This is a genomic window from Anaerocolumna aminovalerica, assembly GCF_900115365.1.
Classification (GTDB): domain Bacteria; phylum Bacillota; class Clostridia; order Lachnospirales; family Lachnospiraceae; genus Anaerocolumna; species Anaerocolumna aminovalerica.
Genome location: NZ_FOWD01000018.1, coordinates 1 through 15,876, shown reverse-complemented (window position 1 = coordinate 15,876; position 15,876 = coordinate 1). Strand labels below are relative to the sequence as shown.

Annotated in this window: 16 protein-coding genes; 12 read left to right on the top strand and 4 right to left on the bottom strand. The window is 33.0% G+C overall.

Going from position 1 to position 15,876, the window contains the following annotated elements:
• Positions 1-50: 50 nt before the first annotated feature.
• The 8 genes from BM183_RS11220 to BM183_RS11185 all read left to right on the top strand — a co-directional run bounded on the left by BM183_RS11220 (position 51) and on the right by BM183_RS11185 (position 7,958).
• A complete protein-coding gene (locus tag BM183_RS11220; RefSeq protein WP_091686980.1) occupies positions 51-497 on the top strand; it encodes a hypothetical protein in 447 nt (148 codons plus the stop codon).
• Between the two features lie 303 nt (positions 498-800).
• Positions 801-1,523 (top strand): LytR/AlgR family response regulator transcription factor, encoded by a 723-nt coding sequence (locus BM183_RS11215; protein WP_170847971.1) that lies wholly within the window; start codon positions 801-803, stop codon positions 1,521-1,523.
• On the top strand, positions 1,516-2,793 hold the full coding sequence (locus BM183_RS11210; protein ID WP_091686978.1) for a sensor histidine kinase: 1,278 nt from the start codon (positions 1,516-1,518) through the stop codon (positions 2,791-2,793). Before BM183_RS11215 ends, BM183_RS11210 begins: the two co-directional genes overlap by 8 nt.
• A gap of 178 nt (positions 2,794-2,971) precedes the next feature.
• Positions 2,972-3,115 carry a cyclic lactone autoinducer peptide gene (locus BM183_RS11205; protein ID WP_091686977.1) on the top strand — a complete coding sequence of 48 codons (144 nt, stop codon included), beginning with the start codon at positions 2,972-2,974 and terminating at the stop codon, positions 3,113-3,115.
• 2 nt (positions 3,116-3,117) lie between these two features.
• On the top strand, positions 3,118-3,684 hold the full coding sequence (locus BM183_RS11200) for an accessory gene regulator ArgB-like protein (RefSeq protein ID WP_091686976.1): 567 nt from the start codon (positions 3,118-3,120) through the stop codon (positions 3,682-3,684).
• A 577-nt stretch (positions 3,685-4,261) separates the two neighbouring features.
• Positions 4,262-5,761 carry a glycerol kinase GlpK gene (gene glpK, locus BM183_RS11195; protein ID WP_091686975.1) on the top strand — a complete coding sequence of 500 codons (1,500 nt, stop codon included), beginning with the start codon at positions 4,262-4,264 and terminating at the stop codon, positions 5,759-5,761.
• Between the two features lie 69 nt (positions 5,762-5,830).
• Positions 5,831-6,955, top strand: a complete 1,125-nt coding sequence (locus BM183_RS21045) for a rhomboid family intramembrane serine protease (RefSeq protein ID WP_242960973.1) — start codon at positions 5,831-5,833, stop codon at positions 6,953-6,955.
• 4 nt (positions 6,956-6,959) lie between these two features.
• Entirely contained in the window at positions 6,960-7,958 is a 999-nt protein-coding gene (locus tag BM183_RS11185; RefSeq protein WP_091686974.1) for an SCP2 sterol-binding domain-containing protein, read from the top strand.
• Between the two features lie 222 nt (positions 7,959-8,180).
• Here the strand turns inward: BM183_RS11185 and BM183_RS11180 are convergent, their stop codons facing one another.
• Positions 8,181-8,918 carry a sensor histidine kinase gene (locus BM183_RS11180; RefSeq protein WP_170847970.1) on the bottom strand — a complete coding sequence of 246 codons (738 nt, stop codon included), beginning with the start codon at positions 8,916-8,918 and terminating at the stop codon, positions 8,181-8,183.
• A gap of 164 nt (positions 8,919-9,082) precedes the next feature.
• Here BM183_RS11180 and BM183_RS11175 point away from each other — a divergent pair, with 164 nt between their 5' ends.
• Positions 9,083-9,496, top strand: coding sequence for an HIT family protein (locus BM183_RS11175; protein WP_091686972.1), 414 nt, complete (start codon positions 9,083-9,085; stop codon positions 9,494-9,496).
• Between the two features lie 117 nt (positions 9,497-9,613).
• Here the strand turns inward: BM183_RS11175 and BM183_RS11170 are convergent, their stop codons facing one another.
• Together BM183_RS11170 and BM183_RS11165 are read right to left on the bottom strand one after the other, a co-directional pair.
• Entirely contained in the window at positions 9,614-10,678 is a 1,065-nt protein-coding gene (locus BM183_RS11170) for an undecaprenyldiphospho-muramoylpentapeptide beta-N-acetylglucosaminyltransferase (RefSeq protein ID WP_091686971.1), read from the bottom strand.
• Between the two features lie 3 nt (positions 10,679-10,681).
• Entirely contained in the window at positions 10,682-10,921 is a 240-nt protein-coding gene (locus BM183_RS11165) for a TIGR03905 family TSCPD domain-containing protein (RefSeq protein WP_091686970.1), read from the bottom strand.
• Between the two features lie 520 nt (positions 10,922-11,441).
• On the opposite strand from BM183_RS11165, the gene BM183_RS11160 reads away from it, so the two are divergent.
• From BM183_RS11160 to BM183_RS11150, 3 genes are all read left to right on the top strand, one after another.
• Positions 11,442-12,635 (top strand): substrate-binding domain-containing protein, encoded by a 1,194-nt coding sequence (locus tag BM183_RS11160; RefSeq protein WP_091686969.1) that lies wholly within the window; start codon positions 11,442-11,444, stop codon positions 12,633-12,635.
• 302 nt (positions 12,636-12,937) lie between these two features.
• Positions 12,938-14,449, top strand: coding sequence for a sugar ABC transporter ATP-binding protein (locus tag BM183_RS11155; protein ID WP_091686968.1), 1,512 nt, complete (start codon positions 12,938-12,940; stop codon positions 14,447-14,449).
• A 1-nt stretch (position 14,450) separates the two neighbouring features.
• Complete coding sequence (locus tag BM183_RS11150; protein WP_091686967.1) at positions 14,451-15,467, top strand: ABC transporter permease; 1,017 nt, start codon at positions 14,451-14,453, stop codon at positions 15,465-15,467.
• Positions 15,468-15,647: 180 nt separating this feature from the next.
• Here the strand turns inward: BM183_RS11150 and BM183_RS11145 are convergent.
• The coding region (locus BM183_RS11145; protein ID WP_139221517.1) for a transposase at positions 15,648-15,876 on the bottom strand (229 nt) is incomplete at its 5' end.

Sequence of the window (15,876 nt, the reverse complement as noted above, 5' to 3'; positions counted from 1 at the left end):
GTTTATTTTTTGCTACCAAGTTAGTAAAAATAGGATAGAAGGTTATATTTATGACTAGAAAATATATAGATAAAAAAATAGGAACAATTATTTTATTTGTTCTTTTATTGCTATTAGCAAGCGGTGTATTGTATTATCATATAAATAAAAAGGATAATATAATTCATGTTACCGGAGAGGCGAATAATGTGTTTACAAATGAATATTTTAAAAACCTTGTGGAGATAGAGGATACACCCAGAAGATTAAGTATCAAAGATAAAGATAAATTACAAGTAATATGTCAAGCTCTATCCGAACTAAGATTAACTGAAGTAAAAGAGAGAGAAACGGATCCAACACGTGTAAAGGTTGGTCATTCATTTTATCGATTTAATTATTCAGATGGTAGCTATAGAAGTATTGCTATATTATCTAATCAGATTTTTGTGGATGATAAAGTTTTTGAAGCAAGTGATGATAAGTTTAATGACCTCATCCGGGAACAATTTAAGTAATTATTTTAAGTGTTTAGTTATATTAAAGAATTTTATTTATATTAAATATTATTGTAGTAAAAGGGAGCCAGCGCTCCCTTTTACGCATTAGTCTTGTAGAATGAAGAGAAAGGTGACTTTGATAAAACATTAGTATTAACAAACCAAACAAAAATAGCAATATTACACGGAGACCAACCATTACAGTCAGGTATGAAACCATTTAATGGTATTTTACTCCTTTGCTTAAGGAAATGACTATGCTATAATAAATAGTAGTTAGATTCGAACAACGAATGACAAAATGATGATGGGGTGATTTTTGTGATAAGAATAGCAATTTGTGATAACGATGGTTTTATTTGCGACCAGTTAGAAGATTTACTGCACGTTTATGAGACAACGATTATGGAAGAAATGGATGTTGAATCATTTTTATCAGGAGAAGAATTGTGTCAGCGTTTAAATGAAGGTGTTTTCTTTGATATTATATTCTTAGATATAGAATTAAAGTTATTAAATGGAATTGAAGTCGGAAAAATAATACGCGAACAAATGCTAAATGAAATAACACAGATTATTTATATATCTGGAAAAGAAAATTATGCTATGCAACTATTTAAAATAAGGCCATTGGATTTTATAATTAAACCTTTGACTTATGATAAGATTGCCGCACCTTTAAAATATGCACTAAAAATAATAAATGGTAATAAAAAACTTTTTCTTTATAAAAAAGGCCAGACAAGTTATAAGGTACCAATCAAAGATATTATTTATTTTGAAAGCAAAAATCGTAAAGTAAATATAATAACTGTAAATGAAGTTGATACCTTTTATGGATTTTTAGAAGAAATATCTGAGAAGTTACCTTATTTTATAAATATACACAAGTCTTATTTAGTAAATTATAATTATGTTTTTAAAATAGAATATCATCAGTTAACTCTTTTAAATAGCATTGTATTGCCAATTAGTCAAAATAACAGAAAGAAAGTTAGAGATAAATTATTAGAATTGGAAAGGGAAACTTTTGATTATGAATAGTTATGACTATGTATTTTTAATCTCAAATGCTTTAGGTACCTATACAGTTTTTAAGTTTATGTGTATTTTCTTCGAGAGAACAAAAGAAAAAAGGATGTTCGAAATTATCTTTTACATGGTATATTTTTTAGTAAGTAGTTACGTACATCTTGTAATTCATATACCGATAATTACCTTTACAACCAATATAATAGCATTTTTCTTACTGACTTTTAATTATAAAGCAAATTTTAAAAGAAGAGTTATTTCCACCATATACATGTATGTTATTTTAATGACTGTTGAATTGGTTATGGTAGTATTAACAGGTTATATAGATTTATCTGTATTTAGTGTGGATTCCCAGTATTCATCTATAGCAGGTATAATGAGTATAAAATTATTTTCTTATATTATAGTATTAATCATTCAGAATTATAAAAATATAAAAAAGGGTATAGATGTACCTAATAGCTATTGGCTTTCTTTATTTATAATTCCTTTTGGTACTTTATATGTTACCTTTTTAATTTTAGAAAGCAATAACTTATCTAACTACAGAATAGTTATAAGCGTATCTATTTTACTTATTATTAACATCGTAGCGTTCTATTTATATGACGTTTTAAATAGCGTATATGAAGATAAAATCGAAAAGGCCTTATTAAAGCAGCAAAATAATTATTATCATAAACAATTTGAAATAATGGACAATTCATATAAAAATATGAAATCTGTACGTCATGATATAAAAAATCATTTATCTATAATAGAAAGTTATATATATAAAAATAATACAGAAAAAGCTATAAATTACATACAGAATATCCTTAACTCCTCTTATGGTGAACAGGAGCTGGCAAGATCGGGGAATTTTGATTTTGATAGTATCTTAAATTATAAATTACAGAATGCGAAATCTAAAGGTATAGAAGTTATTGTAGAAGCTAAGATTCCACAAAAAATAAATATTGAGTCTTTTGATATAGCAATAATTATTGGAAATCTTCTGGATAACGCTTTTGAAGCAGTTTCTAAATTGAGTAATGATAAAAAGATAAAAGTGCGCTTAAATTATAGGAAAAACACCTTATATATTCATGTAAATAATACATTTGACGGAGCTGTTTTTTATGAGGATGATCAAATTATTTCTACACATAAAGACAAAGAAAATCATGGTATTGGTTTGAAAAATATAGAAAAGGCAATAAAAAAATATAATGGAACTATGGAAATAAATCACACAAATAATAATTTTACAGTAGATATATTCTTGTATATTAATTAAGTCTATGTGATTTTAACTAACAGATTGAAAAAATTTAATCTCTACATAAACATATATATTAATTTCTACAAAAACATATATTAATTTCTACAATCTGTCCTATAGAACTTATTTTTATGATAAAATAAACTACATATAACTTATTAATTTTTTTTAATTAAGAAAGGGGATTTACATAATGAAAAAACTAATTTTCAAAACTTGTGGCGTTGTAGCAAACCTAGCTTTATTGGTAACGGTATTAAATGTGAATGCATCTTGTATGTTATTCGCACATCAGCCAGAATTACCAAAAGGAGCGGAAAAACTCCGTAAATTCTAGTAATGGATATTTTTGATAAAGTTATTAGTGTTAATGATAATATTAAGGAAGAAGATAAAGAATTATATAAATATGGCTTACGCCAGGGTCTTTTTATAATTATAAATCTCTTGACCACAATTTTATTGGGGTATATTTTTAAAAATGTATGGCAGGCTGTAATTTTTATGATTGCATATTCGCCATTACGTGTATATGCAGGAGGTTATCATACTAAAACTCAGTTAAGATGCTATATATTTTCGATGTTCTTAACAATAGCCGTAATATATGCCAATAAATATATACCCGAAACAAACCTATATATTATTATCATTACAATAATTAGCTGTATTATTGTATTCAGTTTATCACCGGTTGAAGACCGTAACAAGCCTTTGGATAAAACGGAGAGGACTGTTTACAGAAAAAGATCCTTATATGTATTACTAGTTGAAGTAATCTTAATAGTAATATTACTTAGTATTGGTTTTAAATTTGTTGCATTGTCTGTATCTATATCACTTTTAGCTCTAAGTTTAATGCTTATAGCAGGTAAAATCAAAAATTGCTTAGCAGCAAAAAGTTAAATCCCGATGTAAGTCAAACTTAACTATCTAGGGAAAAGTTCCACTGTTACATACAAAAAACAGTAAAGTAAATCTGTTGATTTTTTAATTAGATTCCATGTTAAAAAAAGGCATCCAGGTTAACCTGAATGCCTTTTTTTAGTATTATAGGAGATACATTTTTATTGATTTCACAAATTTAATACTAAGGTTTTATGACATCAATTTCCTTGATATTCTTATGGTATACTGGAGTTTATAAACTTTCAAATATACCGCCGTAGTATTACTTATGTGAAGTTCCGACAAGGATATATTAACATAAATAAGCTAATTTTTTTTCGGCATGTAAGAATTAATATATAAAAATGTTGAATTTAACAGTTTATCTAATTAGTAGGAAAAAGTGAATTATTTTGAAGGTTAAAATATAAGCTAGGTTAATTGAAAACTTAATTAAAAGCAGCACATTGCCAACTTGTAATAATAAAAAACAAATAGTATAATGATTTCAAAAGAATTACGTGGAAAGATTAGATTTTCAGATTACAATTCAGCTTATTAAGGCATATATGGGGTATGCAGAAAGAGGATGTATATGAAAAAGTATGTAATGGCATTGGATCAGGGAACTACCAGTTCCCGGTGTATATTATTTGATAAGAGGGGCCGGATATGCAGCATGGCTCAGAAAGAGTTCGCACAAATTTATCCTAAGTCCGGTTGGGTAGAACATAATCCTATGGAGATATGGTCTACCCAAATAGGTGTTGCAGCAGAGGCAATTAGTAAAATAGGAGCTTGCGGGGAAGAAATTGCAGGTATCGGAATTACCAATCAAAGAGAAACTACCGTTGTGTGGAATAAACATACCGGACAACCTGTTTATAATGCCATTGTTTGGCAATGCAGAAGAACATCTGATATGATTATGGAGCTGAAAGACTCTGGCTTTGATAAAGTAATTCAAAGTAAAACCGGTTTAATCCCGGATGCATATTTTTCGGGAACCAAGATAAAATGGATATTAGAACATGTAGAAGGAGCCAAGGCAGAAGCGGAGGCAGGAAATCTGCTATTTGGTACAGTTGACACCTGGTTGATCTGGAATCTGACAAGAGGTAAAGTACATGCAACTGATTACACCAATGCCTCAAGAACCATGTTATATAATATTCATACCCTTGAGTGGGATGAAGAAATTCTTGCCAGATTAGATATTCCAAGGTCAATGTTACCGGAAGTGAAACCTTCCAGTTATGTATATGGATTAACAGCACCTGGAATATTTAGCAATGAGATTCCTATTGCAGGAGTAGCAGGAGACCAACAGGCAGCATTATTTGGACAAGGCTGCTTTGAACCGGGTGAATGCAAAAATACATATGGAACTGGCTGCTTCCTGCTGATGAACACAGGAGAAGAAGCTATTCAGTCCCAACATGGTTTATTAACTACCATTGCAGCCAGTGACAATGATAAAGTACAATATGCTTTGGAAGGAAGTGTATTTGTTGCAGGTGCAGCCATACAGTGGTTAAGAGATGAATTACAAGTTATAAAAACCGCAGCAGAGTCAGAGGAATGTGCAATGGAAGTAAAGAATAGTAATGGAGTATATGTAGTTCCTGCTTTCTCCGGCCTTGGGGCGCCCTATTGGGATCAATATGCAAGAGGTACTATAATTGGTATAACAAGAGGTGTCAATAAGAACCACATTGTTCGTGCTGTTTTGGAATCCATTGCTTATGAGGTTTATGACGTTATAAAAGCCATGGAACAGGATGCATCTTTAACCATTAAACATCTGAAGGTAGATGGGGGAGCTTGTGCCAATAATTTTTTAATGCAATTTCAGGCTGATATTTTAGATACAACTGTTATGCGGCCAGATTGTATAGAGACCACTGCTTTAGGGGCATCCTATTTAGCAGGATTGGCAACCGGATTCTGGAAAGATAAAAAAGAAATAAAAGAGAATTGGGCACTATCCAGAACATTTACCTCCAATATGGAGGAGAAAGAGCGGCAAGAATTGATAGCCGGTTGGAAAGAAGCAGTTAAACGATCTTTTGGCCAAGCATCTTATATGAAATAGAGCTTTACATTCGTAAAAAGAAGCAGATCACATATATGTGAAAACACAGAATATAAAGGAATATAAAATATGATTTTAGATAAGTTGAATTCTTGTATGATGGAAAAAGGGTTTAGAAAGATTAAGGTAAATGTAGAGAATATCTGTGTTTATTTTAAGGATATGGAGCAGGAAATATATCTTTTAACGGTATATGAAGCTTCGACAGGGCAAGAATTTACGCAGGAGCAATTCCGTTATATCCAAAGTCAGATTTATAATAATTTTAATAAGCCAGATAAAATAGTGCATTTTCTAACCATAATCTATACCGATAATATGGAGAAGGTCCGAGAAATGTCCGGAATGGACAGCAACGTTTGGTACTTGGATAATCGAAATAAGAGGTTGATTATCTATGAAAATCACAGGGATGAGTTTTTAGGGCTGCAAAAAGAGATTGATAATATTTTATATGGAACTACCCCAGATAATGAAGCTTCCGGTGATAAGGAAAATTACTATCATGATGTGAGAAGAGGCCACAGTGGTCGCGGAGAAGAATATACTCAATACCAGTATAATCAGGAAAGAACCTATGAAAGAAGAACTAAAGGTAACGGTTCTATATTTACAGTTACAAATCTGCTTATTTTAATTAATGGATTGGTGTTTTTTATAATGGAAATAAGGGGCTCCACCCATGATTTGTATTATATGTTGGATAAAGGTGCATTGTACTGGCCTGCTATGGAATTCTCTCATGAATATTATCGATTCTTTACTTATATGTTCCTGCATTTTGGAATAGATCATTTAGTCAATAATATGCTTGTTTTATTCTTTATCGGAGATAAGTTAGAGAAAATTGTGGGAAAAGCAAAATATCTTTGTATTTATTTTATCTCTGGACTTCTTGCAGGGATGGCTTCCTTGGGGTATAATATGGTAAAAAATAATTATGTAGTATCAGCAGGTGCTTCCGGGGCTATCTTTGGAGTAGTTGGTGCAATGGCCTTTATTGTTCTAATAAATAAGGGAAGAATCAAAGATATCAGTTCAAGGCAGATGGTGGTGTTTGTCCTGTTAAGTCTTTATGGAGGATTGACTAGTCAGGGCATAGATAATGCTGCCCATATTGGAGGCTTACTATCAGGAGCTATACTAGCTGCTGTTCTTTATAGAATGCATAAGAGAAAATTCGAAAGGGGATGAGAGGATGCAGATAAACATATATTATGGCGGAAGAGGTTTTATAGAAGATCCGACAATTTATGTAATCAATAAAATAACAGAAGTATTAAATGAACTTCGTGTTAATGTTGTTCGATATAATTTATATGAAGAAAAGAATGGTATCACTATGCTACCTAAGACATTAAAAGAAGCCGATGGAGTTATTTTGGCAACTACAGTGGAATGGATGGGTATTGGCGGATTTATGCAGCAATTTTTAGACGCCTGCTGGCTTTATGGAGACAAGGAGCATCTAAGTAAACTATATATGATGCCGGTAGTCACTGCCAGTGCCTATGGAGAGAGGGAAGCAGAGCTGACTCTGATAAAGTCTTGGGAGATTCTTGGGGGAATCCCATATGAGGGTATCTCTGCCTATGTGGAAGATCATGTAGATTTTGAAACAAATCTGTCATATGCGCAGATTATAGAGAAAAAGGCAGAAAACTTTTATAAAGTTGTAAATAAAAAAGCAAAAATATTGCCTACCAGTAACTCTGTAATAAAAAAGAATTTGTTAAAGGCCAATGCATTGGAATTAACACCTCAGGAAAGTGAACAATTATCCATATATGTCTCTGATGATGCTTATGTGAAAAAGCAAAAAGAAGACATTGAGGAATTGACACAATTATTTAAAGGTATGCTGGGTAACCAAGAGGAAGGTACCAATGAGGAATTTGCAAAGAACTTTAAAGATAGTTTTTATCCTATTAATGAATTTATTGCAAGTTATGCCATAACAATATCAGATTTGAATAAAACATTTGTAGTTGAGGTAAATGGTGACGATCTAAAATGCTTCTATGGAGAAAAAAATGATGCAGATGTCATTGCAAAAACTACATATGATGTTATGAATAAGTTAACAAACGGAAGAATGACATTTCAAAGGGCTTTTATGTCGGGAGAATTAACTGCCAAAGGAAACTTTAAAATTTTACGTACATTCGATCAGGTATTTCGCTTCAAAACCTTGTAGAAACTAATTAAGATGCTTACTTATCAACATTTCAGAGTATGGGTATTATATTTAATGGAGCAATACTGATCTTTCACTAAAACCTTACTAAAAATCCTTGCAAAAACCCATAAATTCAAGGGTGTAAACGTACTTTACTTTTCTGCAAGGATTTTTTAGAGGTTCTATAATCGATATAAGTATAAAAAAATATAATAAGGTTTGATTAATAAGCATAGTCACCTACAAAGGTAATGTAATGAGAAAACTTGTTTTTTCCTCGGTAGAGGATACTTTCATGGTTCCTTCATGGGCTTTGATAATTCTTGATGAAATTGCTAATCCAAGACCTGTTCCTCCTGCTTTATATGTAACAAAGGGGTCAAAGATAGTAGATATTTCATCTTCCGGTATCATATGCCCGTTATTATGAACGGCTATGGCAATATGTGTGGGAGAATAAGCCTTGCATTCAATGTGAATATAATTTCCTGCCTTGGTTGCATCAAATGCATTACGAATTAAATTGGTAAACACCTGTTTTATTTTAATTCTATCATGAGGAAATTGGGTAAAATAAGGCTTATCATTGTCATCAACTGTTAATGATAAATGGATACCACGTTGTTCCGCTTGAGGATAAAAGGCACTTAATACTGAATTAAGTAATAGAAGTAAATCCTGCTTTTCAATAGAGATTTTTTCGCTATTATTATAAAAACTAAGATCTGTTAGTAAAACTTCTAATTCGTTAATATCTTCATTTAACTGGGTCCAGTATTTAAAGTCCCTGGCCTCAGGGTGATTTGATTCAATTAATTGAACGGTACTCTTAATTAAGGTTAAAGGATTTCTTAATTCATGAGAAAAGTGGGAAATTAATAGTTTGCAATTTTCATCAGATTTATTTATGAAATAAGCAAATTCTTTATTGGATTTTATTAATTCTTGTAATTGTAATTCTTCTTCCTTAGTGTACATTTTTTTCACCTCCTGGGGTAATCTTAGCAGAATATAAGATTTTATACAATAAAAACTCATATACAAGAAACGACAACCAAGCCAAATTAAAACTTAGAAAAAAATAAAATATTAGCATTAGAAATATAATAAAACCAAATTCGACAAGTAAAGGAGGAAGAAAAATGAATGATAATTGTATATTTTGTAAGATAATTGGGAAAGAAATTCCCTCTACCACACTATATGAAGATGATGATTTTTGTATTATTATGGATATTTCTCCGGCTTCCAAAGGACATGCTATTTTATTGGTAAAAGAACATGTTCCTAATATATTTGAACTGGATGCAGAACTTGCTTCAAAAGCTTTGGTTGTTGTATCTAAAGTGGCAAAAGCTATGAAGGAAGAATTGAAATGTGACGGGCTGAATATATTACAAAACAATGGTGAAGCAGCAGGACAAACGGTATTCCATCTCCATATACATTTAATACCAAGGTACAAAGATGATCAGGTGAATATAACCTGGAATCCGGGAAAATATGGTGAGGGAGAAGCTGCAGCACTGGCAGATGCTATACGTAAAAGATTATAATCTATAAACTGCCAATTGAAGGCTAATACCGGTAGTATAATTTCAAAGAAAAAGGCGTGTCAATATTCTATCCCGGGGTTTTGCCGGTGTTGAAAATATTGATACGCCATCAGTTTTCTATAAGGCTGTTTCTTTTATAATATTCATAATAGTATCAATGGAATTGTTTAATTTACTTTTGCTCATTGCATCTATATAAGTCGTGCGGCTGTTATATACAGTATGCACAGCCTCCAGTAAAGAATCTGGAGTTAAGGCTTCTTCTTTTAAAACATAACTAAAACCTTGACGCTCAAAGGATTCTGCATTGAGAATCTGATCTCCGCGGCTGGAAGCTGCGGATAAAGGTATTAGAATATTAGGTTTTCTTAAAGCCAGCAGTTCACAGATTGCATTGGCGCCGGCTCTTGAGATAACAATATCGGCAGCATCTAATAAATCGCTTAATTCTTTCTTGATATATTCAAACTGGATGTATCCGGGCAGGTTATTAAACTCCGGATCAGCCTTGTCTTTTCCGCATAAGTGTATTACCTGATACTGTTTAAGCAAAGTTGGAAGGACTTTCCTAACAGCTTCATTTACCACAACAGAACCTGTGCTGCCGCCGATAACCAGAATAACCGGCTTATTAGCAGTAAAACCACAAAAATCCAGACCTGCCAGTTTGTTTCCTGAGAATAGCTCCTGTCTGATGGGAGTTCCGGTTAATATGGCTTTTCCCTCAGGAAGGTATTTTACAGTTTCAGGGAAATTAGCACATACTTTTTTTGCAGAAGAAATACAGATTTTATTTGCCAGGCCGGGAGTCATATCAGACTCGTGAATAATAGCCGGGACACCCCTTCTTTTGGCGGCTAAAACTACAGGGACTGTAACAAATCCCCCTTTGGAAAAAACTACATTAGGTTTTAACTTCTTTAGTAAAGAGTTGGCTTCAAACATTCCTTTTATTACTTTAAAGGGATCGCTGAAATTCTTTGGATCAAAATACCTTCTCAATTTACCGGAGGATATTCCGTAATAAGGGATTCCAAGCTCTTCAATTAGTTTTCTTTCTATTCCATCATAGGAACCAATGTAATGTATATCAAAGCCTTCTTTAGTAAGTGCCGGTAAAAGAGCAATGTTAGGGGTAACATGTCCTGCAGTTCCACCGCCGGTTAAGACTATGCGCTTCATTACCTATTTCCTCCATTCTTTTAAGGCTTTAGATAATTGGTCAGGACATGATGTAGATTTATAACCACATTGAATACCCTCTAAACGAGTAATTACATCATCTACGGACATGCCTACTACCAGTTTTGAGATTCCGGCAGCATTTCCTGAGCATCCACCTTTAAAATTCACATCTTTTACAATATTTTCTTCAATTTCAAATGATATTTCGGAGCAACAAACACCGGAAGTTTTGTAAATCATAATAAGTTCCTTTCTATGTATTAATATTCTAAATCTTGTTTTTACAATAACTTACTATATCAATATACCTTTTCATTATAACCACAATTACATGAAATCGCAATGATATTCTCCATAATCTTTAGAAATTCTGACTTCAATGATAACTAAAATTTCCCAAAGTAAAATAAAGAACTTTTATATATAAGCAAACAAAAGTCACAATAAAACAAAGTAACAAAACAACACAAAACAATTAAAATTAAGTATTTACAAAGAAAAAATTAGATATACATCTAAGAAGCAGAATAGAAACAGACCATAATTTGTACTCTATATTCTCATTTTACGGTGAATTTTTGTGCTTTATATATAAAAATAAATGAATAATTTCAGCTAAAACATCAAATAAAGAAATTTTTTCATAAAAATGTTGTAATTTTTGAGTGTTAGTGTTACTATATAATTGTTTAGGAAGAAAAACCATAAAAGTATGGTCAGATTCCACAAAAACAACATAACTCAAAGAGGAGGTTTTTTTATGAAGAAGGTATTAGCGCTACTGTTAACACTGGTTATGGTATTGTCACTGGCTGCATGTGGCGGAAAAAAAGGCAATACCTATGAAACATCAAAAGAGCAGGAAACTACAGAAACACAAGGCAAAACAGAAGAAAAGACAGAAGAACCCGCAACATCCGGGAATGTTTCTGATGCTGATATTCCTGAAGGACTTGAAGGCAAGAAAGTAGCAGTTGTTCGTAACCTGGCAGCTGGAGACCATACCCAACAATTCCTTGATGGTTGTGTATCTGAAGGCACTGCTTTCGGATTTACAGTTGATACTTATGTTACAGACGGCGATGACGCTAAAACACAGGAAGTTGTAGCACAAGTTATCTCTAAGGGATATGATGGTATCATACTTTCTCATGGCCAACTATCTTATACATACGATATGCTTAAGCCTGCAAGAGATGCCGGTATGCAAGTCGTTACATTCGATAGTATGCCATTTAAAGATGGTGATGCCAGCGGCGAATTGTTACAAGGTGTTACATCAACAGCTCAAGACGATTATGCTTTAGCAGAATTATCTTTAGGATTCATGATGAAAGAATTCGAAGAAAAAGGCGGCCAATATCCGATGAAAGTTCTTAAAACTTTTATGGGCCCTGGAATCCCTCCATTAGACAGACGTAATGAAATCTATACTCAGCTTGAAGCAGAAGGAAAGATTAAAACAGTTGAAATTATAGCTCCATCTGATACAGCTAACGTTCGTGGTGATATGACGAACAAAACATCTGCTATTCTTCCTAAATATCCGGAAGGTACTGTAGATGCTATATGGGGATGCTATGACGAATTGGCAAAAGGTGTTCTACAGGCATTAAATGATGCAGGGCGTACAGATATTCCTATGTACACAATTGATATTTCTAACGATGATATTCAATTAATGATCTCTAACAGTGATGTTTGGAAATCAACTGCAGCTGTTGACCCTAAATTAATCGGTATCGTTAATATGAGATTATTGGCAATGAAATTTGCTGGTGAAGAAACTCAGGATTTCTTTAATTTATCAGCTCAAAACGTAGAAACAACTACATTAAATGCTGATATTAACATGACAAACCTTAACACAGTAGTGGATGGTTGGGGTGATGCATCTTCCTCTGATTCCTTCAACCTTGAATGGATGGATGCTTTAAGATCAAAAAATAAATAAACTTCCAATATTTAAACCTATTATACTTTTAAACCCTAAATTTAAACCTTAATTTTAAACCTTAAAGCTGCCGGAACTGTCATTTTGAGAATGTAATTTAGAAATAGTGTTTAAGCTGAAAGAAAACCGTTTCATAAAGAGATTCTTATATAAAACTTCAATTGTGCTGGATTCTATATGAAGAATGACAGTTTCAGGCAGTCCCATATAAATAAAAGATATTTCACTCTTTGATTAACGGCTACGTTCATCAAGTAGATTACCTTATAGTAGTTATGATGATAGGAATAGGATGAAGCAGAATGAATGAAATTAAACTTGAAATGAAAAATATATCTATCGAATTTCCTGGTGTTAAGGCCCTTAGCGATGTAGATTTTAAAATGACAGGCGGAACCATACATGCTCTTATTGGCGCAAATGGTGCCGGAAAATCTACTTTGATGAAAGTAATTGCTGGTGCCAACACCACTTATACCGGTGAAATATATGTGGACGGTGAACCGGTAGAAATTCGTTCCCCTAAGAGTGCGAAAGATCTTGGAATTGAAATTGTATTCCAGGAGGTTGACACTGCTTTGATTCCATATTTATCAGTTGCAGAGAATGTTATGTTTAATGAAATGGTAAATAACATGAAAAGAAAGCAGGTAGTTAATTGGAAAGACATTCGAAAAACCGCAAAAGAAACATTGGAAAGGCTCAATGTTGACTTGGATGTCAATACCATTGTATCAGATTTGACTCTGGCACAGAAACAAATGGTACTTATTGCAAGATGCGTTGTAGGAAAGTGTCGTTTATTGATTTTGGATGAACCTACTGCGCCTTTATCTAACTCAGAAACAGAAGAATTATTCCGAATTGTTCGTGAACTTAAAAAAGACGGCGTAGGTATTATTTTTATTTCTCACAGATTAAATGAACTTTTTGAAATATGTGAAACCATTACCGTTATGAGAAATGGAAAAGTAGTTGAAAATATGCCCATTACCCCACAGCTGCAAACAAAAGATATTGTTGAATTAATGCTGGGCCGTAAGATGGAAGAAAACTACAAAAAGAAAAATGTCAATATTGGGGATGTCCTTCTTGAAGTAGAGGGACTTACAGAAGAAGAGGGAAGAGTTAAGAATATTTCCCTTAATGTAAAAAGAGGTGAAATTATCGGTATAGCAGGCCTTGTGGGAGCGGGAAAAACAGAGTTATGCAAAACTTTATTTTCAGCATTAAAACAAAGTAGTGGTACCGTTAAATTGAATGGAAAAGCAATTAAATATAAGAGTCCTAATGCGGCAGTAAAGCATGGGTTTGCTCTGGTACCGGAAGAAAGACGTAGAGAAGGCGTATTAATTACAGATCCGGTTTATTCCAATATTAGTATAGCATCAATGAAGAAATATACAGGATTATTTTCAGTGGTAAATAGTTTAAAAGAAAGAAAAGACGCCTGTCAAATGATAAAAGATTTGGGTATTAAGACTCCTTCGGAAAATCAAGAAGTTGCTTTGCTTTCAGGAGGAAATCAGCAAAAAGTCGTTTTAGGAAAATGGCTTAATTCTGAATCAGAAATCTATATTTTTGATGAACCAACCAAAGGTATTGACGTTGGTGCAAAACGTGATATGTACGAGTTAATTGAAAGGCTGGTTGCTCAGGGAAAAGGTGTTATTTACGCATCTTGTGAGTTTCAGGAGATATTAACATTAGCTGATAGAGTGTATGTAATGTATGATGGAGAGATTGTAAAAGAATTAAACGTTGCAGACACTGACGAAAAAGAATTGCTTTATTTTTCGACAGGAGGAAATTAAGATGGCAGATAAAAGCGGATTAAAGAAAAAAAATCCAGATAAATTAAAGAACTTTATTACAAAATGGGGAACTTTATGCACAGTATTAATTGTATTTGTTATATTTACTTTTGCTAACTGGAGCAAAGAAACCAATTCAAGTATATTCCTTACAAGTAATAATATGATAACGATTTTAAGAAGTATATCCATTACAGCTATTATAGCAATTGGTCTTACTTTTTCACTGGCTGTAAATGGTATGGACTTATCTATCGGTGCTAATGCAAACTTAGCAGACTTTGTGGTTATGACTATGTTTGTTTGGTACAACATGAGCATAGGAACCTCTATTATACTTACTTTAATCATTGGTTTAGCTGCTGCGGTTATTAACTGTATATTAATTGTAAAATTAAAGATACCTGATATGGTTGCCGCTTTATCGGTTATGTTTATGTTCCAGGGTGTAGCAATGACATATTCTAACGGTGGCGCAATTACCCAGCGTATGACAAGACCAAATGGTGAGGTTGCAACAGGATTGGTTCCGGAGGCTTTTAGAGCATTGGGAAAAGAACCATGGCTTATTATAATTATGTTATTGGTAGTAGCCTTTGCACATTTCTTCTTAAAGTACACAAAACACGGAAGATTTATGTATGCAGTAGGGGGTAATCCGGAAGCAGCCAGACTTTCCGGTATACCGGTAAATAAATACCGAATACTTGCTTATTTCTTATCTTCAGCTTTTGCTGCTTTAGGTGGTATATTTATAGCGGCACGTGTAGGAACTGCACAAGTAAATGCCGGTGCGGCTTACCTGATGCCTTCTGTAGCGGCTGCTTATATCGGCTTCTCCGTAGCCGGTGCAGGAAAAGCAAATGCAATAGGAACGCTGGTGGGAGCGGCTTTAATCGGTATGTTGGAAAACGGACTTATTATGATGTCTGTTCCATATTACGCAATGGATATTGTAAAAGGCGGTGTCTTAGCTATAGCTTTAGCACTTACTTATTCTAATTCGAAGAAATACTAATCAATTCAAGGAATTTATAAAATCCTATACAGACGAAAAAATATATTATACTTTTGTGATTAGAAAGACCAACTATTAAAAGTCAATAGGTAAGTGAAAAAGTTTTTGAATATCAGATGTAAATTTATGCATAACAAAAAGACCTGTTTTCACAAGCCTAAAATCATATGAGATTAGTTTTTATTGTCTGATTTCATATGGTGTATTGTTTTTTAAGACTGCATGAATGGTATGGCATAGTTTTCTGGCAACTGCTCCGACAGCTACTTTGTGATGCTTACCCTCTGCTCGTTTTTGTTGATAGTAGGTAGAAAATACAGGGTCATAGTAGGAAGCAATAAAGGCAGCTTGAAAAAGAGCTTTTCTAAGATACGGTGAACCTCGTTTGCTCATTTTGTTACTTGTGGAT

Bases quoted from the DNA above. Each gene is read 5' to 3' on its own strand.
- BM183_RS11160 (WP_091686969.1), top strand. From the start codon at position 11,442: ATGAAGAAGGTATTAGCGCTACTGTTAACACTGGTTATGGTATTGTCA.
- glpK (WP_091686975.1), top strand. From the start codon at position 4,262: ATGAAAAAGTATGTAATGGCATTGGATCAGGGAACTACCAGTTCCCGG.
- BM183_RS11205 (WP_091686977.1), top strand. From the start codon at position 2,972: ATGAAAAAACTAATTTTCAAAACTTGTGGCGTTGTAGCAAACCTAGCT.
- BM183_RS11155 (WP_091686968.1), top strand. From the start codon at position 12,938: ATGAATGAAATTAAACTTGAAATGAAAAATATATCTATCGAATTTCCT.
- BM183_RS11180 (WP_170847970.1), bottom strand. From the start codon at position 8,918: ATGTACACTAAGGAAGAAGAATTACAATTACAAGAATTAATAAAATCC.
- BM183_RS11175 (WP_091686972.1), top strand. From the start codon at position 9,083: ATGAATGATAATTGTATATTTTGTAAGATAATTGGGAAAGAAATTCCC.
- BM183_RS11170 (WP_091686971.1), bottom strand. From the start codon at position 10,678: ATGAAGCGCATAGTCTTAACCGGCGGTGGAACTGCAGGACATGTTACC.
- BM183_RS11150 (WP_091686967.1), top strand. From the start codon at position 14,451: ATGGCAGATAAAAGCGGATTAAAGAAAAAAAATCCAGATAAATTAAAG.
- BM183_RS11165 (WP_091686970.1), bottom strand. From the start codon at position 10,921: ATGATTTACAAAACTTCCGGTGTTTGTTGCTCCGAAATATCATTTGAA.
- BM183_RS11220 (WP_091686980.1), top strand. From the start codon at position 51: ATGACTAGAAAATATATAGATAAAAAAATAGGAACAATTATTTTATTT.
- BM183_RS11185 (WP_091686974.1), top strand. From the start codon at position 6,960: ATGCAGATAAACATATATTATGGCGGAAGAGGTTTTATAGAAGATCCG.
- BM183_RS21045 (WP_242960973.1), top strand. From the start codon at position 5,831: ATGATTTTAGATAAGTTGAATTCTTGTATGATGGAAAAAGGGTTTAGA.
- BM183_RS11210 (WP_091686978.1), top strand. From the start codon at position 1,516: ATGAATAGTTATGACTATGTATTTTTAATCTCAAATGCTTTAGGTACC.
- BM183_RS11200 (WP_091686976.1), top strand. From the start codon at position 3,118: ATGGATATTTTTGATAAAGTTATTAGTGTTAATGATAATATTAAGGAA.